Here is a 20,154-nt window from a genome sequence, read left to right as displayed (position 1 = left end):
CCTCCACGCCCAAGCCTAGCCCCCTTCCCCAAAGCCCGCAGCGGGGGGAACCTTAAGCGAAGCCAAAGGCAGGAAAAGCCCCACCGCCGCCCCGTCCCGGTTCGCCGCCACCGCCTTCCCCCCGTGGGCCCGGGCCACCGCCGCCACCAGGGCGAGCCCCAACCCCGTGCCCCGCCCCCCGTGGACGAAGGGCTCCAGAACCCGGGGGAGGAGGCTTTCCGGGAAGCCCGGCCCCCCGTCCACGAGCCAAAGCCAGACGCCTTGGCCCTCCTTCAGGATTTCCCCCCGCACCGGGGGCTTGCCGTGGCGGCGGGCGTTTTCCAAGACGTTCTCCACCGCCAAGGCCAAAAGCTCGGGGTCCGCCAGGACCTCCGCGTCCCCCGCCACCTCCACGCCCCGCTCCCGCAGGAAGGCGGCGAGGCTCAAGGGCCTTAGGCGCAAGGGGGTGGCCTCCACCTGGGAAAGGCGGAGGAGGCCGGAGAGGAGGGCCTCGAGGCGGCCCGCCTCCCGCAAGGCTCCCTCCAAGGCCTTGGGCTCCCCTTTGCGGGCCAGGACCTCCAGGTACCCCTTCAGGGCGGCCAAGGGGTTCCTGAGCTCGTGGGAGGCATGGCGGGCGAAGCGCCGGGCCAGGGCCTCCTTCTCGGAAAGCTCCTCCAAAAGCGCCCGCACCCGGGCTAGGAGGCCGTTCATCGCCTCCACCACCGGCACAAGCTCAGCCACGGGAGGCCGGGGCAAGGGGGAGAGGTCTTCAGGGCTTCGGTCCTTAAGGGCGCGGGCGAGGTCCCTCAGCGGCCTCAAGGCCCAGGAAAACCCCAGGGCGGCCAAGGCGTAGACCAGAAGGAGTACCCCGCCCCCCCAGGTGGCGTAGAGGAGGAGGAGGCGCCGCCCGAGCCCCGCCACCCCCTCCAGGGGCACCGCCAGGCCGAACCCCCCGCCCTCCCAAGGCAGGGCCACGTAGAGCACCCCCCACCACACCCCCTGGTAGGTCCGCCCCTCGGCCAGGGCGGAAAGGAGGGCGGGGGGAAGGGCCAGGGGAGCGAGCTCCGTGGAGCGCACCTCCTCCCCCACCACGAACCCCACCCCACCCCCATAGACCTGGCCCAGGCGGAAGAGCTCCGCCAAGAGGGCCGCCTCCCCCTTGGGACCTTCCTCCTTCAGGAGGAAAAGCCGGGTGAAAAGGGCCCGCCTGAGGTCCTCCGTGGCCGCCCGCTCCGCCTCCTTGGCCGAGAGGAGGGCGAGGGGAAAGGCCAAAAGGAGGAGGGCCAGGAAGAGGAGGGCGAAAAGCCTCCCCCTAAGGGAGGAAAAGGCGGTAGCCATAGCCGCGGAGGGTCTGGATGGGGCTCGGCTCCCCCAGGGCCTTGCGCAGGGCGGAGAGGTGGACCTCCAAGGTGGCGGGCTCCACCACCTCGCCCCAGACCTTGAGCATCAGGGCTTCCTTGGAAAGCACCTCCTCGGGGGCCTCCAGGAAGGCCTTGAGGAGGAGAAAGGCCTTGGGGGAAAGGTTAAGCCGCCGCGCCCCCCGGTAGGCCTCCATGCGCCTTGGGTAGAGGCGGATTTCCTTGTAGGCCAAGACTCCCTCGGGCCTTTGCGCCCGCCGCCTTAGGGCCTCGAGGCGGGCCAAAAGCTCTTGGAGGCTATAGGGCTTCACCAAGTAGTCGTCCGCCCCCTCCCTCAAGCCCTTCACCCGCCACTCCACCGCATCCAAGGCGGTGAGCATGAGCACCGACACCTCCGAGCGGGCCCGGATCTCCTTGAGGAGGGAAAACCCATCCCCTTCCGGCAGGAGGACGTCCAGCACCACCGCCTCCGCCCAGGGCAGGAGGGCCAGGGCCTCCTTGGGGGTTTCCACCGCCTTCACCTCGTGCCCCTCCAGGGAAAGCCCCAAGGCCAGGGCCTCCCGCACCCCTGGATCGTCCTCCACCACCAAGACCCTCATGCCGGGTTCCGCCAAAGGGCCAAGGCCCGCACCGGGGCGTAGACCTCCAGGGGCGGAAGCGCCTCCCCGGTCTTGAGGTCCAGGCGGTGGAGGCGGCCTGAGCCCCTGCGGGCGGCGTAGAGAACGCCCTCAAAGGGCAGAAGCTCCACCAGGCTCCGGGCGTCTTCCCCCTCCAAAAGGGGCAAGGGCCAGGAGGCGAGGAGGTTGCCCGCGAGGTCCACCACCCGCACCTTGGCCGCCTCCACGTCGTAGAGGTAAAGCCGCTCCCCGTCCGCCCCCACGCCCCCCAGAAGCCTGAGCTCCTCGCTGTCCCTCGCGCGGCGGAAGGCGTAGCGGGAAAGGTAGCGCCCGTCCAGGCTCAGGCGCTGCACCTGGCGGTTGCCGTAGTCCAGGACGAAGAGGAACCCCCCCGCCGCCACCAGGGCCTTGGGGTCTTGGAAGGTGCCCCGCCCGGGGCCCTGCCCGCCGAAGCGCCCCTGGTACCGCCCCCCCAGGTCCAGGCGGCTTAGGGTGGCGGTTTCGGCGTCCAGGACGTATAGTGCCCCGTCCGCCACCGCCAAGGAGGCGGGGAAGAGGAACTCCCCGGGCTTCATCCCGTAAGGCCCGGTGGAAAGGAGAAGCTCCCCTTCCGGGGAGAAGCGGTGGAGGAGCTTGGCCCCATGCTCAAACACGGAAACCCAAATCCCCCCTTCCGGGTCGGCGGCCACGGAAAGGGGCGGGGCGGAGAAGTGGCCGGGGGCGGAGCCGATACCGGAGATGAGCCTAGCGGCGGTGCCCTCCAGGTCCACAAGGCGCACGCTTCCCTTTTTGGCCTCCACCCCGAGGAGGAGGTAGAAGGGATGGGGCAGGCCCTTCTCCTCCTCCCACGGGCCCATAAGGCCCCGGATCACCTCGTCCAGGCTGGGCCTCTTGGCGGGGTCCTTCTCCAGCATCTTTAGCACCAGGTCGGAAAGGGCCTGGGGGATCTCGGGCCTAAGCTGCTTGGGCGGGGTGGGCACCTGGAAGATCTGCTGGTGGATCACCGTTTCATACCCGCCCGTGAAGGGGGGCTGGCCCGTGAGGGCCTCGTAGAGCACGATGCCCAGGGAGTAGATGTCCGAGCGGTGGTCCAGCTTCTGCCCCTTGGCCTGCTCCGGGCTCATGTAAACGGGGGTGCCGATGCGGGCCCCGGTGATGGTGAGCCGGGTCAAGACCTTGCCGGCGGCGATGCCGAAGTCCATGAGGCGCACGCCCCGGGGGTCCACCCCATCTTCCCGAAGGGCCCCTTTGAGGACCATGATGTTCCCCGGCTTGATGTCTCGGTGGACGATGCCCTGGGCGTGGATGTGCTTTAAGGCGTCCGCCACCCGGGCCAGGATGGCCGTGGCCTGGGGAAGGCTTATGCGCCTTTCCTCAATGAGCTTGTCCAGGCCCTCCCCTTCCAAGAACTCCATGGCGATGAAGTGGACCCCGTCCACCTGGCCGTGATCGTAAACCTTGACGATGTTGGGGTGGTCCAGCTTGGCCAAGACCTCCGCCTCGCGGTGGAAGCGGCGCACGAAGCGGGGGTCGCCCACAAAGCGCTCCTGGGGAACCTTTAAGGCCACCAGGCGGCCCGTCTTCTTGTCCTTGGCCTTGTAGACCGTGGCCATCCCCCCCACGCCCACCTTTTCCAGGATCTCGTAGCGTTGGGAAAGGGCCTGGGTCTCCTCCGTGGTCTTGGGCCCCTCCCGTTTGGCCGCCTTGGCCGGGCGGCGGGTGGGCCTCCGCCTCGGCCCCAGGTAGACCCGGGGGGCCGCCAAGGTACCCAGAAGGAGGAGAATCCAAGGCAGGACCACCTCCGCCCTCACCCCCGTGGCCACCCCCGCTCCGGCGAGCAGGGCGAGGAGGAACAAGAGGGGCCACGGGGAAAGCCGCGCCGCCAATAGGGCGGTGAGGAGAACCAAGAGAAACGCCAAAAGCCCGTGCATCACTCCACCCGCAAGGCCACGGCGGTGACGTTGTCGTCCCCGCCCCGGCGGAGGGCCTCGGCCAAGAGGGCCTCGAGGCTCCCCTGCAAGTCCTTGCCCAAGACCCACTCCTCCTCGGGTACCAGTCCATAAAGCCCATCCGTGGCCAGCAAAACCCCCTCCCCGGGAGCGAGGCGCACGGGGACGAGGTCAAACCGGGCCTCGGGCAAGCCCAGGGCCCTTGTGAGAACGTGGCGGTAGGGGTGGCGCTCGGCCTCGGTGGAGGTGAGGACCCCCTCTTTAAGCCTTTCTGCCACCCAGGAGTGGTCCTCCGTAAGGCGCTTAAGCCCCCCGAGCCCCATGAGGTAAGCCCGGGAGTCCCCGATGTGCCCCACCACCCCCTCCTTGAGCCAGTCGGCGTAGAGGAAGGCGGTGAGGGTGGTCCCCATCCCCTTTCGCCCGGGCTTTTCCGCTTCCTTCTCCACCCGTCTCTGGGCCAAGGTAAAGGCTTTTTCCATCACCTTGGGAAGCCCCACCGCGGGCCGGCCCGTGCGTAAGTGCTCGGCGTAAGCCCGAACCGCCTCGGACAAGGCCTCAATGGCCACCTTGCTCGCCCACTCCCCCGCCTCGAGGCCCCCCATCCCGTCCGCCACCGCCAAGAGCAAAAGGTTTCCTTGCGGCACTTCCAAGCGCAAAACGCGGTGGAAGTCCTCATTGTTTTGGCGGCGGCCCACGTGGGACACGGCGGCCACGCTGAACCGGGGAGCCAGGCGCATCGGCCTCATTGTATAGGATGGAGGGGTGGAGCACCTGGCCGACCTGGTGGACCTCTACGAGTACCGGGTGGAGGACCTGGTGGCAGGCCGCACCCCCAAGGGGGGCAAGAAGGCGCTTTTGCAGCTAAGGGCCCTGTTGGCGCAGGCCCGCCTCCCTGGCCCCCTGGCCAAGCGCTTCCGCCAGGCGGACGCCCGCTTCCGGGCCCTAAGGGGAAGCCTCGAGCCCCCCCCACCTCCCCCCGAGCTTCCCATCCTGGTCCCCGAGGAGCCGGAAACCCCGGCCCTGCCCGACGCCGCCCCCGTCCTCAAGGCCCTCGCCGAGAAGGTGTGGCGGCTTTGGGTGGAGCGGGAGGTGAAGGCCCGGGCCAAGGACCTCCTCACGGGTAGGCGGGAGGAGCTCAGGCTCATCCACGCCTTCTTGCAAAACTACCCGGACTACCGGGAAAAGGAGGGCTTCAAGCGGGACTTCAACCTCTCCCGCTTCGCCCCCACCCACCCCATCCCTTCCCTCTCGGAGAGCCTTCTGGACCTGGAGGACCCCAAGGTGGCGGAGGGCCTCCTCCTGGAGTTCTTGGAAACCGCCCTGCACATCCCCCAAGACCTCCCCTTACCCCCAGAGGAAACCCGGGCCTATCTCCGCCGCTTCCTCAACCGCCTCCTGGAGTGGGAAGAAGCCTACGGCCTTCCCCCCAAGCGGGACCTCCTCGCCCTGCGGCGGGCCCTGGAGGAGGCGCGGCGGCTTGGGGCCAGCGCCCAGGAGATCGCCCGCCTGGAAGAACGCCTGAAGAAAGAGGCTCTGGAGGAAAGGCGGCGGGAGCTCCTTCTGGAGGAAGAAAAGCGCCGCTTCCAAGTGGCCTCGGAGAAGGTCCTCGCCCTCCTCAACCTCCTCCCCACCCCCCAAGGGGAAACCCCCTGGCCCTGGGTGCCCGAGCCCGGCCATGGGGAAGAAGGCCTCCTCACCCTTCCCCTCGCCCCAGGCCGCATCCCCTTGGGGCCCTTGGTCCTCACCCTAAGCCAGGTGGAGGGCGTCTGGCACCTGGGCCTCGGCGGGGAGGACCACGTCTTGGAGGAGGCCTTAGTGGTGCCCTGGGAGGACCTCGAGGTCTGGGCGGTGAGGGAAGGGGAGCTCTTGCACCTCCGCCTGGAGGCGCGAAGCGGCCTTAGGCTCTACGAGCTCTTGGCCGAAGGCCGCCTCCTGGCCCGGCTCCTAAGCCCGGAAGGGGACTACGCCCATTTGCGCCTTCTTCGCGCCCTTTCCGCCAAGCTCAAGGGCGAGTTCCAGCCCCAAGGCTTTGGCAAGGAGCTCGCGGAAAAGTTCCGCCAGGCCACCGAGGAAGCCCTGCAGGACTTCGCCCGAAAGCTTTTGGAACTCACCCTAAGGCGCCTGGGCCCCGCCGACCCCACCCCACCCCTCCTGCAGGTGGGCCAGGCCCTGGGGCTGGAGAAGGAGGCGCAAACCCTGGCGGAAGCCCTGCGGGAGTACCTGGGCCGCCGCCCGCCCACCCGGGAAACCTTAGGGGGAGAAGTGCACCTCCTTTCCCTCACCCCTGAGCCCGTGGCCCTGCGGTTCGGGCCAACCGTCCTCTCCCTTCGCCTCAAAGAAGACGTGGTCTACGTGGGGCAAGCGGGGGAAATCCCCAAACGGCTTAAAGACCTTCTGGTCTACCGCCTTCCCGAAGGCAACGTGGTTCTGGCCCGGGAGGGAAAACGCCTCGCCTACTTGGTGGTGGCAACCCCCTAACCGGGATACCCTGGTATAATCCCGGAGAAGGGGGTTATATGAAGGCACTCCGGCACAAAAGCTTCGCCCGGCTCCTCCTGGCCTACCTGGTCTCCCAGGCGGGCAGCAAGATCCACCGGGTGGCCCTTCTCGTCCTCATCTACCTTCTCACGGAGAACGCCCTGTGGGTGTCCTTGACCCTGGGGGTGCAACTCCTGGGCACCGTGGTCTTCTCCCCCCTCCTCTCCGCCTGGGCCGACACCCAAGACCGCAAGCGCCTTCTGGTCTGGTCGGATCTCCTCAGGGCCCCCTTGGTGGCCCTCATCCCCCTTTTGGGGGCGAAGAGCCTGCCCTTTTTGCTCCTCTTGGTCTTCCTCATAGAGCTCCTCCGCAACCTCCACGACCCCATCCAAAACGCCGTGGTGCCGGACCTGGTGCCCAAGGAGGAGGTGGACGAGGCCAACAGCCTCATCCTCCTGGCCGACCGGCTTTCCGAGGTCCTCTTCGTGGGGGCGGCGGGGGTCTTGGTGGCGGCGGTGGGGCCCGCCTACGCCTTTTATCTGGACGCCGCCACCTACCTGGCCTCCGGGCTCCTCCTCCTGGGGCTTCCTTCCCTGAAGCCGGAGCGGATGCCCAAGGCGGGCTTCTTCGCCCGGGTCAAGGAGGGCCTGGGGCACCTTTGGCAGACTCCTTCCATCCGCCGGGCCGTGGGCACCCTCTTCGCCGCCGCCGCCTTCGGATCGGTGGAAACCGCCTTGGGGGTGGTATTGGCCATAAAGTGGCTCCAGGTGGGCTCCGCGGGCTTGGCTTCATGGAGGCGGCCATGGCCCTGGGGGCCATCCTGGGGGGGCTCGCCCTGCCCCGGCTTTTGGCCAAGGTTCCCCGCGAAAGGCTTTTCCTCCTCGCCCTCCTGCTCTTCGGCCTCTTTGAGGCCTCCGTGGGGCTTTTCCCCGTCTTCGCCTGGGTGCTTTTGGCCTTCTTCGTGGGCGGCTTCCTGAACATGGCCTTCATCGTCCCCGCCCGCTCCATCCTGCAGCTCAACACCCCCCAGGAGATGCGGGGGCGGATCTTCGCCGCCTTCGGCGCGGTGATGAACGCCGCCGTGTTCATCGGCACCATGCTGGGCGGGGCCCTCGAGGGCCCCTTGGGCGCCCCCACGGTCTTCCTCCTGGCGGGGCTCGGGGTGAGCTTCGCCGCCACCTATACCCTCCTCACCGGGGGCATCCCCGCCCCGAGGGAAGGGCGCAAAACGCAAGAGGCGTAGGCTAACCCAAGTTGCTACCCAGCCATCTTCTGGGTCAGGAGACTGATGTTATGGGCCAGGACGAAGGTGAGAACTTTGATGACGAAACCCTCCTGGGTCACGGCGTGGATGCGCCTGGGGAAGAGGTGATGGAGCATGCTCCCCACCGTCTCCACCACCCTCCGCCCCACGATGGCCAGGTACTGCATCCAAGGGAGATACCGCCGGCTGTTCCTCCTGCGGATGACCATGGGAACAACCTCCTGGGCCTCCCGGAGGAGGTCCTCGTACAGATGGCTCTCGTACCCCCGGTCCAGGTAGAGCTCCGCCCCCTCGGGAAGGTCCAGGGGAAGGAGGAGAAGCGAAGCGAGGTCGTGGAAGCTCCCCGGGGTCAGGTTCACCTCGTGGACGAACTTCCCGTCGTCCACCAGGAGGTGGAGCTTGAGGCCGTGGAAGTAGACCCGCTTGCTGGGGATGAAGCCGCGGTAGGCCTTGTCCGGGAAGAGGCGGGAGCGGGGGGCGCGGATGTTCTCGCAGGCGGGGAGGGGGAAGGTGTCCAAGGCATACGCCTGGGCCTGGTGGAGGTGCTTCCAGACCTGGGCCAGGAGGTGGAGGAGGGGGAGAAGGAGGGGGTAGAGGGCGTGGAGCCTGCGGTTGAAGCGGCTTGGGGAGGGGACGTGGGTGAAGAGGCCGAGGTCTTTGGCGAGGGCCAGGGCCTTGTTGTGCTTGCCGCCGAACTCTAGGGCGGCAAGGAGGGCGAGGGTGAGGATGGCGGAGGCGGGCGTTTTGGCTTGGGGGTCATCCTTGTAGCCCATGGCTTGCAGGGCGTCGTCTATAATGCAAAAGGCCGCTATGAGACGGGAAAGCATAGCGGCCACTATTTTTTCAGATCCAGGGGATAGGTAGCAACTTGGGTTAGGCTATAGGCGTGAAGCGGGTGGCGCTTTTCACCGACGGGGCCTCCCTGGGAAATCCGGGCCCTGGGGGGTGGGCGGCCCTCCTCCGCCATGGAAGCCGGGAGAAGCTCCTTTCGGGGGGGGAGCCCTGCACCACCAACAACCGTATGGAGCTCAAGGCGGCGGTGGAGGGCCTCTTGGCGCTTAAGGAGCCCTGCGAGGTGGACCTCTACACGGACAGCCAGTACCTGGAGCGGGCCTTCGCCGAGGGGTGGTTGGATAGGTGGCAAATGAACGGCTGGCGGACGGCGGAAGGGGCCCCCGTGAAAAACCAAGACCTCTGGAAGGCCCTCCTTAAGGCCATGACCCCCCACCGGGTGCGCTTCCACTGGGTGAAGGGCCACGCCGGCCACCCGGAAAACGAACGGGTGGACCGGGAGGCCCGTCGCCGGGCGGAGGAGGAGAAACGGAAGGGCCTCCCCTGCCCCCCACCCCCTGAAGGCACGCTTTTTTCCTCATAGGCGAAAAAGCGTTATACTCAAGCCATGCTGGAAACCGCCCTCCGCCCCGAGGACCGGGAAAACCCCGCCTTCAAGGCCAACAAGGACGCCTGGGTGGCCCTGGTGCGGGACTTCAAGGAAAGCCTGGACAAGGTGCGTCAAGGAGGCGGCCCCAGGGCCATAGAGCGCCAGCACCAAAAGGGACGCCTCACCGCCCGGGAGCGGATCCAGAGGCTCATAGACCCGGGCACGGAGTTCTACGAGCTCATGGCCTTCGCCGGCTACGGCATGTACGAGGAGTGGGGTGGGGCCCCGGCGGGCGGGGTGGTCACGGGGATCGGGAAGATCCAGGGTCGGGACTGGATGATCATCGCCAACGACGCCACGGTGAAGGCGGGGGCCTTCTTCCCCATCACCGCCAAGAAGGTGATCCGGGCCCAGACCATGGCCCTGGAAAACCGCATCCCCACGGTCTACCTGGTGGACTCCGCCGGGGTCTTCCTACCCCTACAGGACGAGGTCTTCCCCGACCAGGACGATTTCGGCCGCATCTTCTACTTGAACGCCCGCATGTCCGCCCTGGGCATTCCCCAGATCAGCGCCATCATGGGCAACTGCGTGGCCGGGGGGGCGTACCTGCCGGTGATGACCGACGTCCTCATCATGACCGAGGGGAGCGGGCTCTACCTGGCGGGGCCCGCCTTGGTGAAGGCGGCCATCGGCCAGGAGGTTTCCTCGGAGGAGCTCGGGGGGGCCAGGATGCACGCGGAGGTCTCGGGCACCGTGGACTTCCACGAGCCCACGGACGAGGCGGCCCTGGAGCGCATAAGGCAACTCGCCGCCCTCTACCCGCCCCCCCGCCTCGCCCCCTGGGCCGAGGGGCGCAAGGAACCCAAGGAGCCCCTTTACCCCATAGAGGACCTCTACGGCCTCATCTCCCCCGACGGCTCCCGGCCCTACGACCTAAGGGAGGTGATCGCCCGCATCGTGGACGGCTCGGAGTTCTTGGAGTACAAGGCCCCCTACGGGGAGACCCTGGTCACGGGCTTCGCCCGCATCGGCGGCTTCCCCGTGGGGATCGTGGGCAACCAGCGCCTCGTCCTCAAGAAGAAGGGGCGGATTGAGGTGGGCGGGGTCATCTATCCCGAGGCGGCGGACAAGGCGGCGCGGTTCATCCTCGAGGTCAACCAGATGAACATCCCCCTCCTCTTTCTCCAGGACGTGACGGGGTTCATGGTGGGCAAGGAGGCGGAGCAGGCAGGGATCATCCGCCGCGGGGCCAAGCTGGTGAACGCCGTCTCCAACTCCGTGGTGCCCAAGATCACCCTGATCCTCGGGGGCTCCTTCGGGGCCGGGAACTACGCCCTGGCGGGCAAGGCCTACGCCCCCCGCTTCCTCTTCGCCTGGCCCAGCGCCAGGTATGCGGTGATGGGAGGGGCGCAGGCGGCGAAGACGCTTTTGGAGCTGGAGGTGGAAAAGCTTAAGCGCCAAGGCCAAGAGCCCTCGGACGAGGAGCTCAAGGTGCTCTACGAGCGCATCAAGGGGCGGTACGAGGAAACCCTAGACCCCCGCTACGCCGCGGCCAGGCTCTGGGTGGACGGGGTGATCTTCCCCCACGAGACGCGGAAGTGGCTCATCAAGGCCCTCGAGGCCTGCGCTCTTAACCCGGAACGGGAGCCTTTTAGGGTGGGGGTGTTCCAGGTATGACCGCCAAGTGGGTGGAGTGCCCCCGCGACGCCTGGCAGGGCTTTTCCCGCTTCATCCCCACCGAGGAGAAGGTGGTCTTCCTGAGGAAGCTTTTGCAGGCGGGCTTCCGCCATCTGGACCTCACCAGCTTCGTCTCCCCCAAGTGGGTGCCCCAGATGCAAGACGCCGAGGAGGTGCTTAAGGCGCTTCCGCCCCCCGAGGGGCGCACCTACTTGGCCATCGTGGCCAACGAGAAAGGCTTGGAAAGGGCGCTCCAGGCAGAACGCCTCACCCACGTGGGCTACCCCTTTTCCCTTTCGGAAACCTTCCAGCGGAAGAACACCAACCGCTCCCTCGCCGAGTCCTGGCCCCTGGTGGCGGAAATGGTGCAGGCGGTGGAGGGACGGCTTGGCCTGGTGGTCTACCTCTCCATGGCCTTCGGCAACCCTTACGGGGACCCGTGGAGCGTGGAGAGGGTCCTCGAGGCCATCGCCCGGCTAAGGGAGCTCGGGGTGCGGGAAATCGCCCTGGCGGACACCTACGGCGTGGCGGACGCGAAGAGGATCCGAGCCGTTTTGGAGGCCGCCGTGGCCCGCTTCGGTCCCGAAGGGCTTGGGGCCCACCTCCACGCCCGGCCCGAAGAGGCCTTGGCCAAGGCGGAGGCCGTCTTGGAGGCCGGGGTCTTCTGGTTGGAAGGGGCCCTGGCGGGGGTGGGGGGGTGCCCCTTCGCCGGGGACGAACTGGTGGGCAACCTGCCCACGGAAAGGGTCCTCCCCTTCCTGGAGGCCAGGGGACTCGCCACGGGGGTGGACCTAAGCCGCCTCCCCCATTTGGCGGAGGAGGCGGCGCGGCTTAAGCTCCGGTACGCCTAAAAAGTCAGGACGACCTTCCCCCGCCCGTGGCCCGAATCCATGCGGGCGTGGGCCTTGCGCAGGTTTTCCAAGCCGAAGGGCAGGACCTCGGCGAGGAGGGGCTTCGCCTGGCCCCGCTCAAAGAGGGGGCGCATCTCCTCCAGCCGCTTCCGCTCCCGGGTGAGGAAAACCCCGTAGAGGGTCTGGTTCTTGGTGTAGAGCCCGGAAAGGTTCCCCTGGGGAGGCAGGATGGTGGCGATGCGGCCAAAGGGACGCACCACGGGGATCACCCGCTCCACCAGGTTCTCCCCCGCCGTCTCAAAGGCGGCGTCCACCCCCTGGCCCTCCGTGGCCCGGAGCACCTCCTCCTGCCAAGGGCCCCGGTAGTCCAGGGCGAGGTCCGCCCCCAGTTCGGTGAGCACGGGAAGGTTCTCCCGGCTGGCCGTGGCGACGACGAAGGCCCCGGCCGCCTTGGCAAACTGCACGGCAAAGGAACCCACGCCGCCCACGCCCCCCATGACGAGGACCACTTCCCCAGGGCGCACCGCCAAGCGGCGCACCACCGCTTCCCAGGCGGTTCCCCCCGCCAGGGGAATGGCCGCCGCTTCAGCGAAGGAGAGGTTCTTGGGCTTCCGGGCCACGAGGTTGGCGGGCACCGGGGTGTACTCCGCGTACGTCCCGTGGGGGTTGCCGAAGATCTCCGGGGTGTAGTAGACCTCGTCCCCCTCCCGGAGGTCCCTCACCCCAGGGCCCACCTTGGCCACCACCCCAGCGGCGTCGTACCCCAGAACGAAGGGGGGTTCCACCCCCGCCCAACGGCCAGCGGCCCGGATCTTGGCGTCCACGGGGTTCACGGCCACCGCCAGGTTCTTTACCAAAACCTCACCCGGCCCTGGCTCGGGCACCGGCAGGTCCCGCTCTTCCAACATTTCCAAACCGCCAAACCCCTTGAGCACCACCGCGCGCATGGCCACCTCCGGGCTTCAACCTAACCGTAGGTCTCGGCCCTTTTTTGTCAAAGAGGTCACTAAGCCGCCCGCTTAAGGTAGATGCCGGGGTCCGTGGGGTTGGCAACGGCCACCACCCGCTTCACCAGTTCCTCCGGGGGAAGGTCTAAGAGGGCGGTCATTTCCCCAGGGGAGACCACCGCCTCATAAAACCTCCTCGCCCCGCCTTGGAGCAAGAGGCGCACGAGCTCCGCCAGGGCCTCCTCCCCCCCGGGAAAGGCGGGGCCGAAGGCGTCGGGGACCAAGAGGTCCTTCTTCCCCCCGTGGAGGAGGAGGGCGTAGCGGGCCTTGTCCCTCCGGTCCTGCCAGTCGGTGATGAGGTAGACCTTGGCCTCAGCGAGGCGGACCCCCCGCAGGGCCTCCTCGAGGGCCTTCAGGGTAAGCCTAGGCGCCGCACGCAAGCCCACGCGTTCCATGCCTCCATCTTACGCCCAAGGGGGAGGGCAAACGCCCTAGAGGAGCTTGCGGGCGTAAATCACCTGGCCGGCGTGGTGCTGGGCGTGTTCCACCAGGTGGTGGAGGACGTGGGCCCTGGGGGCCTTCGCCCCCAGGTGGCCCACGGCCACCTCCTCGGCCAGGGCCTCCTCCCGCACCTCCTTGAGGGCGGAAACAAGGCTTTCCCAGGCCTCGCGGAAGCGGGCCACCACCCTTTCCTTGGGCTCCGCCTCCCCTTGCAGCTCCCACTCCCGCCCCCGCTTGGCCCACTCGGGAAGGGGCAGGCCGAGGGCGTAGGAGGCGAGGCGCAAGGAGCTTCCCGTGATGTGGCGCACCAGGCCGCCGATGGGGTTCGCCCCCTCCTTGGGCCGCCACCAGAAGGCCTCCTCGGGAAGGTCAAAGGCCCACTTCTCCAAGTGCTGGGCCACCTCCTCCAAGCCCCTAATCCAGGCGGACACAGCCGGGGAGACCCCGGGTACTAGGGGTTCCAAAAAGGGCGCGGGCATGGCTCTAGTTTAAGCTAAAGGGCGTGGAGCTCTTGGTCCTTTTCGGGCTTGTCCTCCTCGCTTACCGCCTCTGGCCCCGGCGGCCCGCCGCCTGCCCCGCCTGCGGCCTCCCCCGGGGCCTGGCGGAGGAGGTGCGCCGCCATGGGCGCTTCTGCCCCCACGTGGCTTCCCGCGCTTGCCCCTTTGACCCCCGGAAGGGGGTTTACCGCCTGCGGCGATGACCCCAGAGGAGGCCTGGCGCGACCTGGACCTGGACCTCGCCGACTACCTGGCGAAGAAGGCCATAACGCCCTCCTGCCGGGCGGGGTGCTTCGCCTGTTGCTTCGGCCTGGTGACCCTTTCCCGCCTCGAGGGAGAAGCCCTCCTCCCCCACCTCACGGAGGCGCAAAGGAACCGGGTCCTGGAGGAGGGTCCAAGGCGCCTCGCCCTTTTAGCCCAGGGCAAGGACCGAAAGGACTTCCCAAGCCGCTTCTTCCGAAGCCGCACCCCCTGCCCCTTCCTGGAAGGGGGGCTCTGCGGGGTCTACCCTCACCGCCCCCTCGCCTGCCGGGGCCTCCTCACCGCCGGCGACCCCGCCCTCTGCGCCCCCGAGGCTTTGGCCCCTGAAGGGCACTTCCTCCCCGTGCCCTGGCGCATGGCCCGGCGCAGGATGGAAGCGCTTTGGGAAGAAGAGGCAAGGCGCTACGGCCACGTGCTCCTGGGGGAGATGGTGGGGCTCCTTTACCTCCTCCTGACGGGGCTTCCCAAGAAGCGACAGGAGGTGGAAACCCACCTAAAGGCCCTGGGGGTCCTGGGGGGGCGGTGGGGGTTCCAGGTGGTCCCCCCACCTGGAACCCCTCAGTAGACCTGCTCCCGTTGCCCGTAGCTGAAGACCGCAACCCCTATCACCTGGTCCTGCCCCGTGGTGGGGAAGAAGGGAGGCGCCACCCCTTGGAGGAAGCGGCGGTCGTAGGTGAAGGCCCGGCCATAGCCGGTGGAGTTCCGCCCGGTCTGGGCGTTAAACGTGCCAAAAGCACCGTAGTACTTCTCAATAATGCCCCCAATGAGGTACACGCTTCCCTTCTCGGGGATGGTGTTATAGTTCTCCACCGCCACTACCCCTTTGGCGCTCATAAGGGAAGCGTGGATGTGAAGGTCACGGGGAGCGCTTTTGTCTATGAGCACGTCCCCATCCTGGCTATAGACGCCAAGCACGTTCCTCGCGGTGAGGTTGTCGCAGGTAGCGGGGGTTACGGTGCCATCCGGATTACGGGTCGGCACGCCGGAGCAAGGGGGTGTTTCGTACTTGAGGTCACCGGCAATCTGGATCGTCCCCGAGGCCGCCACGGTGATCTGGGCAAACTCCGCCAGGGCCGGTCCAGCCGTGTTCGGATCGTTGGGGCCTGTGCGGTCCGGTCCCTTTAGGCTTTGAATAGCCCCGTCGGTAAAGATGACGCCGTTAAAGTAAACCTCGCTCCCCTGGCGCTGAACCACCTGCCAGGAAGCGTTCTGACCTTGGCCTACCTTTTGGTAAAGCTTCCGGTCCTCCCCGTAGCGGTAAGTCTCCGTGTTCGTGTCCGTGCAGTTACGGTTTGCACAGTAGGTGACCTCTATGTACTGGTACTTGGTCACCCCCACGGGAAGGGACAAGCTACAGGGCACCTCCAAGCCCGTGGTTTCGTTCACGCATTTGCGGGAAAGGCGCAAAGAGGTAATGGTCCGCTGGAAGTAAAGCCCCGCGGCCTGGGCCGCCTCTTTCTGCTCCTGGTTGTTCTGGGGAAGGGGAATGAAGGGCGCACCCCAGTCCACCCCGGCGGTGAACTGCGGCGCGTGGGTGCCGTAGTGTTGGTGTAAGAGGGAGCGCTGGCGGAAGGCTGCATATCGCTGGCCCGAACCAAGTTGCCCCCATTGACCCCATAGAAATAGGCCCCAGGCCTCGTCTGGCCGCTGCAACTGGAGTCCCCCGGATTGGTGCATCCAGCGCTGGTCACCTCCCCCCCAAACCAAGGCTGGCGGTAAAAACGGAAGTGGCTATTGGTGTGAACGGGCCCATCAAAAAGAGTGCGGTCGGTGAACCAAACGTCCGTGCCGTCAGGAAGGGTATGCACGTTGGTAAAAAGCGCCCAGCGGGCGAAGCTGGCCCGCCCCACGGTGAAGCGGTACTCCCCTTGCAGGACGATGTTGCGGCGGTAGGGGCCAAGGCGTGCCTCCGCCACCATGACAAAGGGCAGGGCATACGTTTGCGAAGCCCCGCTCCCCACCCCCCGGGGCGCACCCTCCACAAAGCGCCCTTCCGCCAAGCGGGTGTTAGGGGGAAGGCTTTGGCCACAAGCGCTAGGGGTGAAGTGGACCCGCAACGTCACCGTGGCGTTAAGGCCGGAAGGCGAAAGGTTTCGGGGCGCTCCATTAGGGCAAAGGTAGTTATCCACTTGGGTTTGGAACTGGGTGGCCACCGTGGCAAGGGCCTGGGCCACAGCCACTGGGTCGGGCTGGCCCCCCGTTTGGCAGTTGTTGCTCCCCCCGTAGGCCCAGCAGTCCGTGGTGCTCGCCGTGGCCCGCACGATGACGCTCAAACGGTCCCGCGCCGTGGTGCTCAAGAAGGTACCCCCAGCGTTGGCCGCACCCCGGGCCAGCATCAAGGTCTGGACAATGCCCTGGTCTTGGCCGCTATGGCGAATTTCGCCCAAAGTGCGCAGGAAAAGCAAGGTGCCGATGCCCGAGACCACCAACACCGTGGCCAGGGCGATGACCAAAGCGATGCCTCTTTGCCGCATACTCCTCCCTCCTATCGGCAAGGCAGAATGCGCCGCACCTGGTACTGGGTGTTGGAGGAAAGCTCCACCTGGCTCGTGTACACCCGGTCCACCGTGCGGCCGCGGGAAGGCGTCTCGGTCCCCAACACTAGGGAAAGGCGCCTCAGGGTATACGTCTTGCCATTCTGGGTAATCTGAAATGGCGGCGTCCCAGTGGGGTTGGCATAATCATAGCCTTGCGGGTTCACCAACACCTCCCCTTGCCCCGCCTCATAGACGTAACCGATGGCGAAGCGGGTCAGGTTAAACGCCACGGGAACCTCACCCCCCGAACCTTCGCGGTACACCAGTTCCTTCGTGCTCGGGTTGTACCTAAACCCCAAGGTACGCACCCGGAAGAGAAGGGTATTGGGCGTGTAATCAATGGTGTTGCCGCAACCCGCGTGGACCACGTGCCAACGGTTAGGTTGCCCTCCCACGGCGTTCACCCCCGTGACGGGAAGGATGACCCCATCCCCGTTGGCGTTGACCATGAGAACGTAATCCCCAGGGGAAATTCCTATGGCGGAGGCTTGGCTTGCCAAAACCAGGATTTTGGCCTCCGCAGCTTGCTTGAAGCTGTTGTTGCTCCCGCTATCGTGGGGCAAAACGGGATACCCTGCGCCTCCCTCAATAAGGGCGAAGGAAACGCTGACCTGGCCGGTGGGATAGGGCGTGGAGGCCAGCCCCCCGAACACCGCACTCCGCAAATCCTGCGTAAACACCTCCACAATGCGGCGTAGCTTAGCTTGTGCACCCGCTGCGGCGTCCACGTCTGAGCGAAAGCCCATGAACTGCACCATTCCACCGTAGGCGATGGCCATAACCGTGGCCAAGATGGCCAAGGCCAGGAGAAGCTCCAAAAGGGTGAAGCCAAAGGTTTTCCGCATGGTTCCCTCCCGTTAGTTAACCCCCTCTAGGGGTGGAGGTGGGGATCCTGAGGCGGCAGGCGGCGCAGAAAAAGTCCTTCCTTCCGTACAGTACTCCTGGCCACTTTGCCGCCAGCACACCTGGATCCGGTACTCGTTGAGGCTAACCCCTAAGGAGGAAGTCCAGCTCGGGGCTCCCAAGTTGCTCACCACTACCCGGTAAAGGTCAGGATTGGCAAAGCGAGCTTCCTGGGGGAGGTCCGGAAATGCCTGGCGAAGCGTCCCATAGCCGTAGGTGATGGGGGTGGACCCAGGAAGCAAGGCCGCATCTCCCCCTACGATCCTGCGGCCAACGTAGTTCAGGATTTGTACCGCCTGGGTCCTCGCCCCGGAAACGGAAGTCTGCCGCAGGCTGGAAACCAAAACGGCGTTAAAGGCCAATAACACGAGGGAAAGGATAGATAGGGCGATGAGCACCTCCAACAAGGTTAAGCCCGGGTTCTTTCTCATGGTACCCTCTTCGCCTCCCCGATGAGGGAAATGGTGTAGGTGTAGGTTCTCCCGTTTACCGCGGCGGTGAAAGTGAGGGGTTGGGAAAGGGGCCGTCCTTGGGGATCCTGCACCTTGCCTGGAGGCGTAAACCGGGCGATGGGACCGTCGCCGAGCGAAAGGACTACGCCCTGAGGAATATCCCAAGCGCGAAGCACCGTGGACCCCCGTTTCAACTCCAAGCGGCTTCCATTCCGCTCCAAGGTGAGGTTTTCCCCCCGGCTCGCCGCCTCAGTGGCCCCCTGCCAGAAAACGTTCTGGAGAGTATTGAGGAAGGCCGCTTGTTCTTGGCCTGAAAGGGTCCGTCGCCCGTTCAGGGCCCCCATGGCCAAGACCCCAGCCAAAATAGCGAGGAGCACCAGGAGCTCCATCAAACTAAGTCCTTTGGCACTCACCCTTACCTCCCCATGGGCCATGGTAGAACTCCTAGGGAACCCAGCGCATCCCCCAAATGGGGGATATGAAAAGGCGGCCAGAGGCCGCCTTTTGGCGGAGGGGGCGGGATTCGAACCCGCGAGGCCCCTTGCGGGGCCTACCGGTTTTCGAGACCGGCCCGTTCAACCGCTCCGGCACCCCTCCCTGAGCCGGGCGAAGAAATCCCTTAAGAGCTTAGCACACTCCCCTTCCCGCACGCCACCCAAGACCTTTCCCCGCTGGCCAAAGCGGGTGAGGGCTCCCTCCTTGAGGTTTTCCGCCCCGTAGACCACCTCCACCCCCGCCTGGGTGAGGGCGTGCTGGCACATGAGGCAAGGCTCCAGGGTCACGTAGACCCGCCCGCCCCGGGCCTCCTTCCCGGCCTGGCGCAGAAGGAGCATCTCCGCGTGGGCCGTGGGGTCCTTCGTGGCCTCCACCCGGTTGTGGGCCCGATAAAGCCGCTCTCCCGCCACCAACACCGCCCCCACGGGCACCTCCCCCTGGGCCAAGGCTTCCTGCGCCTCCTCCAAGGCAAGCCCCATGAGCCTCTCCCCCTCCCCCGGGGGAAAAAGCCCGTAGACCTCCACCACCCGCTTCCCCTCCGCCCGCACGGGCCAGAGGCCCTTGAGTTCCTTGGGCACCCCTTTTTCCGCCAGGAAGTCCACCAGGCGCTTGCGGCCATAGGGCATAACCAGGTAGTCCCCCGGCTCCGGGCGGCGGAAGCCCGGGGGAAGGGGAAGCCTGGGGGCGGGAGGGATGAGGAAGAGCGTCCCCCCCTTGCGGCGAGCCGTGTGGCCTTCCGGTAAGGTGGCGGCCCGGCCCGCCAAGGCGCCTTCCAAGAGGGCGATGTGCCGGGCCTCGGGGCGGAGGAAGAGGCCCTCCAACACCTGGCGCAGGGCGCGGCGGCGGAGGGCGGGGGGGGCTTCCACCAGAGGGGCCACGCGGTAGGCGGGGACGAAGAAGCGGGGGTCTGGGAGGAGGCGGGCCCTGGCCTCCTTTTCCAGGTGGGCGTCCTCCATCTCCCGGGCCTGGGCGAAGCGGGCCAAAGCCTCCCGGGCGGCGGGAAAGCGCTCCAGCAGGAGGGGGAAGACCACGAGGCGGAGGTAGTTGCGGTCCAAGGCGGGGTCTTGGTTGGTGGGGTCCTCCCGCCAGGCCTCCCCCAAGAACCCCAGGTAGTCCCGGAGGGCCTCCCGGGGGAAGGGGAGGAGGGGCCGCACCACCAGGCCCTCCTTCTCCCGGATGGCAAGCCCCCGGGCCGTGCCCTGGAGGAGCTTGAGGAGAAGGGTTTCCGCCTGGTCGTCCAGGGTGTGGGCGGTGAGGATGGCCTTGGCCCCCACCTCCCTGGCCACCCGGTGGAGGAAGGCGTAGCGCACCTCCCGGGCCAAGGCCTCGAGGTTCTCCCCCCTCTCCCGGGCGATCCGCCCCACCTCCACCCGCTCGGCATAGAAGGGAAAGCCAAGCCTCTCCGCCAGGGCCCGCACGAAGGCCAGGTCCCCGGCGCTATCGGGCCTTAAGGCGTGGTCCAGGTGGGCCACCACCCCCCTTCGCCCCGCCCGGTGGACCAGGTGGGCCAGGGCCACGGAGTCCCCGCCCCCCGAGACCGCCAGGACCAAGGGGTCCTCCGGGGCCAGGGCCGCCAGGCGTTCACGGAAGGGGGCCTCGAGGGGATGCAAGCCTCGCCACCTCCGCCCTCAGCGCGGGCAGGCAGCACTTGCCCCGGGGGTTGCGCACCTCGCAGGCGCACCGCTTGGCCCTCACCCCCGCCTCCACCTCCGCCACCGGGTCTTTCCCGGCCAAGAGGGCTTCCTGAATGGCCTCCCGCGTCCAGTCAAAGCAGTAGCACACCCAGGAAGCGCCCTTGTCGTACACGGGGAAGCGGACATCCTCCAGGCGGTACACCCCCTCCGCCCCGTAGTAGACCACGGGACAGCGAGGGTCCTGGCAGAGGTAATGGGCCGCTTCTGGGTCAAGGCGGGCCAAGGCCCTTCCTGTGAGGAAGTTCTTCACCGCCTTGAGGGGCACGGGAAGCCCCTCCTGGCCGCTTTGGGGGCAGCGCATACCCCCACT

Annotated in this window: 20 protein-coding genes, 1 tRNA gene and 2 pseudogenes; 7 read left to right on the top strand and 16 right to left on the bottom strand. The window is 67.1% G+C overall.

The annotated features are described in order from the left end of the window. Positions 1–15: 15 nt before the first annotated feature. The 4 genes from QT17_RS07415 to QT17_RS07400 are packed head-to-tail and all read right to left on the bottom strand — an operon-like array spanning position 16 to position 4,640. Entirely contained in the window at positions 16–1,317 is a 1,302-nt protein-coding gene (locus QT17_RS07415) for a HAMP domain-containing sensor histidine kinase (protein WP_039458489.1), read from the bottom strand. Continuing rightward, entirely contained in the window at positions 1,292–1,936 is a 645-nt protein-coding gene (locus QT17_RS07410) for a response regulator transcription factor (RefSeq protein WP_039458639.1), read from the bottom strand. The genes QT17_RS07415 and QT17_RS07410 overlap by 26 nt, the downstream gene beginning before the upstream one ends. Continuing rightward, positions 1,933–3,885, bottom strand: coding sequence for a protein kinase (locus tag QT17_RS07405; protein WP_039458486.1), 1,953 nt, complete (start codon positions 3,883–3,885; stop codon positions 1,933–1,935). Before QT17_RS07405 ends, QT17_RS07410 begins: the two co-directional genes overlap by 4 nt. After that, positions 3,885–4,640, bottom strand: a complete 756-nt coding sequence (locus QT17_RS07400; RefSeq protein ID WP_039458483.1) for a PP2C family serine/threonine-protein phosphatase — start codon at positions 4,638–4,640, stop codon at positions 3,885–3,887. Before QT17_RS07400 ends, QT17_RS07405 begins: the two co-directional genes overlap by 1 nt. A 25-nt stretch (positions 4,641–4,665) precedes the next feature. Here QT17_RS07400 and QT17_RS07395 point away from each other — a divergent pair, with 25 nt between their 5' ends. Both QT17_RS07395 and QT17_RS07390 read left to right on the top strand, forming a co-directional pair. Continuing rightward, on the top strand, positions 4,666–6,381 hold the full coding sequence (locus tag QT17_RS07395) for a hypothetical protein (protein ID WP_039458481.1): 1,716 nt from the start codon (positions 4,666–4,668) through the stop codon (positions 6,379–6,381). A gap of 38 nt (positions 6,382–6,419) precedes the next feature. Further along, positions 6,420–7,624, top strand: a pseudogene (locus QT17_RS07390) (MFS transporter). A 14-nt stretch (positions 7,625–7,638) separates the two neighbouring features. On the opposite strand, the gene QT17_RS07385 reads toward QT17_RS07390, so the two are convergent. Next, positions 7,639–8,472, bottom strand: a complete 834-nt coding sequence (locus tag QT17_RS07385) for an IS982 family transposase (protein WP_039454941.1) — start codon at positions 8,470–8,472, stop codon at positions 7,639–7,641. 59 nt (positions 8,473–8,531) lie between these two features. On the opposite strand from QT17_RS07385, the gene rnhA reads away from it, so the two are divergent. From rnhA to QT17_RS07370, 3 genes are read left to right on the top strand one after another with little or no spacing between them, the layout of a single operon-like run. Further along, a complete protein-coding gene (gene rnhA, locus QT17_RS07380) occupies positions 8,532–9,020 on the top strand; it encodes a ribonuclease HI (RefSeq protein WP_039458479.1) in 489 nt (162 codons plus the stop codon). A 24-nt stretch (positions 9,021–9,044) separates the two neighbouring features. Beyond that, on the top strand, positions 9,045–10,706 hold the full coding sequence (locus QT17_RS07375; RefSeq protein WP_039458476.1) for an acyl-CoA carboxylase subunit beta: 1,662 nt from the start codon (positions 9,045–9,047) through the stop codon (positions 10,704–10,706). Continuing rightward, positions 10,703–11,557 (top strand): hydroxymethylglutaryl-CoA lyase, encoded by an 855-nt coding sequence (locus QT17_RS07370; RefSeq protein WP_039458473.1) that lies wholly within the window; start codon positions 10,703–10,705, stop codon positions 11,555–11,557. The genes QT17_RS07375 and QT17_RS07370 overlap by 4 nt, the downstream gene beginning before the upstream one ends. Here QT17_RS07370 and QT17_RS07365 read toward each other — a convergent pair. From QT17_RS07365 to QT17_RS07355, 3 genes are read right to left on the bottom strand one after another with little or no spacing between them, the layout of a single operon-like run. Further along, the gene (locus tag QT17_RS07365) at positions 11,554–12,504 is read right to left on the bottom strand and encodes a zinc-binding dehydrogenase (protein ID WP_039458470.1); all 951 of its coding nucleotides are present in this window, start codon (positions 12,502–12,504) and stop codon (positions 11,554–11,556) included. The two genes, QT17_RS07370 and QT17_RS07365, sit on opposite strands and share 4 nt — an antisense overlap. A gap of 59 nt (positions 12,505–12,563) precedes the next feature. Then, on the bottom strand, positions 12,564–12,959 hold the full coding sequence (locus QT17_RS07360; protein WP_039458469.1) for a DUF3197 domain-containing protein: 396 nt from the start codon (positions 12,957–12,959) through the stop codon (positions 12,564–12,566). A gap of 36 nt (positions 12,960–12,995) precedes the next feature. Continuing rightward, a complete protein-coding gene (locus QT17_RS07355) occupies positions 12,996–13,484 on the bottom strand; it encodes a DinB family protein (protein WP_039458466.1) in 489 nt (162 codons plus the stop codon). A 23-nt stretch (positions 13,485–13,507) separates the two neighbouring features. Here QT17_RS07355 and QT17_RS07350 point away from each other — a divergent pair, with 23 nt between their 5' ends. Together QT17_RS07350 and QT17_RS07345 are read left to right on the top strand one after the other, a co-directional pair. After that, entirely contained in the window at positions 13,508–13,705 is a 198-nt protein-coding gene (locus QT17_RS07350; RefSeq protein ID WP_052155184.1) for a hypothetical protein, read from the top strand. Continuing rightward, positions 13,702–14,328 (top strand): YkgJ family cysteine cluster protein, encoded by a 627-nt coding sequence (locus QT17_RS07345; RefSeq protein WP_039458464.1) that lies wholly within the window; start codon positions 13,702–13,704, stop codon positions 14,326–14,328. The genes QT17_RS07350 and QT17_RS07345 overlap by 4 nt, the downstream gene beginning before the upstream one ends. Here the strand turns inward: QT17_RS07345 and QT17_RS15000 are convergent. From QT17_RS15000 to QT17_RS07305, 8 genes and pseudogenes are all read right to left on the bottom strand, one after another. After that, entirely contained in the window at positions 14,322–15,272 is a 951-nt protein-coding gene (locus QT17_RS15000; RefSeq protein WP_369792376.1) for a hypothetical protein, read from the bottom strand. The two genes, QT17_RS07345 and QT17_RS15000, sit on opposite strands and share 7 nt — an antisense overlap. A 224-nt stretch (positions 15,273–15,496) precedes the next feature. Next, a pseudogene (locus QT17_RS14995) lies at positions 15,497–15,682 on the bottom strand (DUF4900 domain-containing protein); the annotation flags it as partial. 566 nt (positions 15,683–16,248) lie between these two features. Continuing rightward, on the bottom strand, positions 16,249–17,145 hold the full coding sequence (locus QT17_RS07335) for a prepilin-type N-terminal cleavage/methylation domain-containing protein (RefSeq protein WP_039458461.1): 897 nt from the start codon (positions 17,143–17,145) through the stop codon (positions 16,249–16,251). Between the two features lie 12 nt (positions 17,146–17,157). Beyond that, positions 17,158–17,634: a prepilin-type N-terminal cleavage/methylation domain-containing protein gene (locus tag QT17_RS07330; protein ID WP_039458458.1), complete on the bottom strand. Its 477-nt coding sequence runs from the start codon at positions 17,632–17,634 to the stop codon at positions 17,158–17,160. Then, entirely contained in the window at positions 17,631–18,032 is a 402-nt protein-coding gene (locus tag QT17_RS07325; protein WP_235283830.1) for a type IV pilin, read from the bottom strand. Before QT17_RS07325 ends, QT17_RS07330 begins: the two co-directional genes overlap by 4 nt. A 128-nt stretch (positions 18,033–18,160) precedes the next feature. Further along, positions 18,161–18,252 (bottom strand) — tRNA-Ser (locus tag QT17_RS07320). Further along, complete coding sequence (gene tilS, locus QT17_RS13070) at positions 18,231–19,760, bottom strand: tRNA lysidine(34) synthetase TilS (RefSeq protein ID WP_052155186.1); 1,530 nt, start codon at positions 19,758–19,760, stop codon at positions 18,231–18,233. The genes QT17_RS07320 and tilS overlap by 22 nt, the downstream gene beginning before the upstream one ends. Then, positions 19,732–20,145: a copper chaperone Copz family protein gene (locus QT17_RS07305; protein WP_039458452.1), complete on the bottom strand. Its 414-nt coding sequence runs from the start codon at positions 20,143–20,145 to the stop codon at positions 19,732–19,734. Before QT17_RS07305 ends, tilS begins: the two co-directional genes overlap by 29 nt. Between the last annotated feature and the right edge of the window lie 9 nt (positions 20,146–20,154).

The organism is Thermus sp. 2.9, assembly GCF_000794385.1.
Classification (GTDB): Bacteria; Deinococcota; Deinococci; order Deinococcales; family Thermaceae; genus Thermus; species Thermus thalpophilus.
This window is presented reverse-complemented; position numbering and strand designations above follow the sequence as displayed.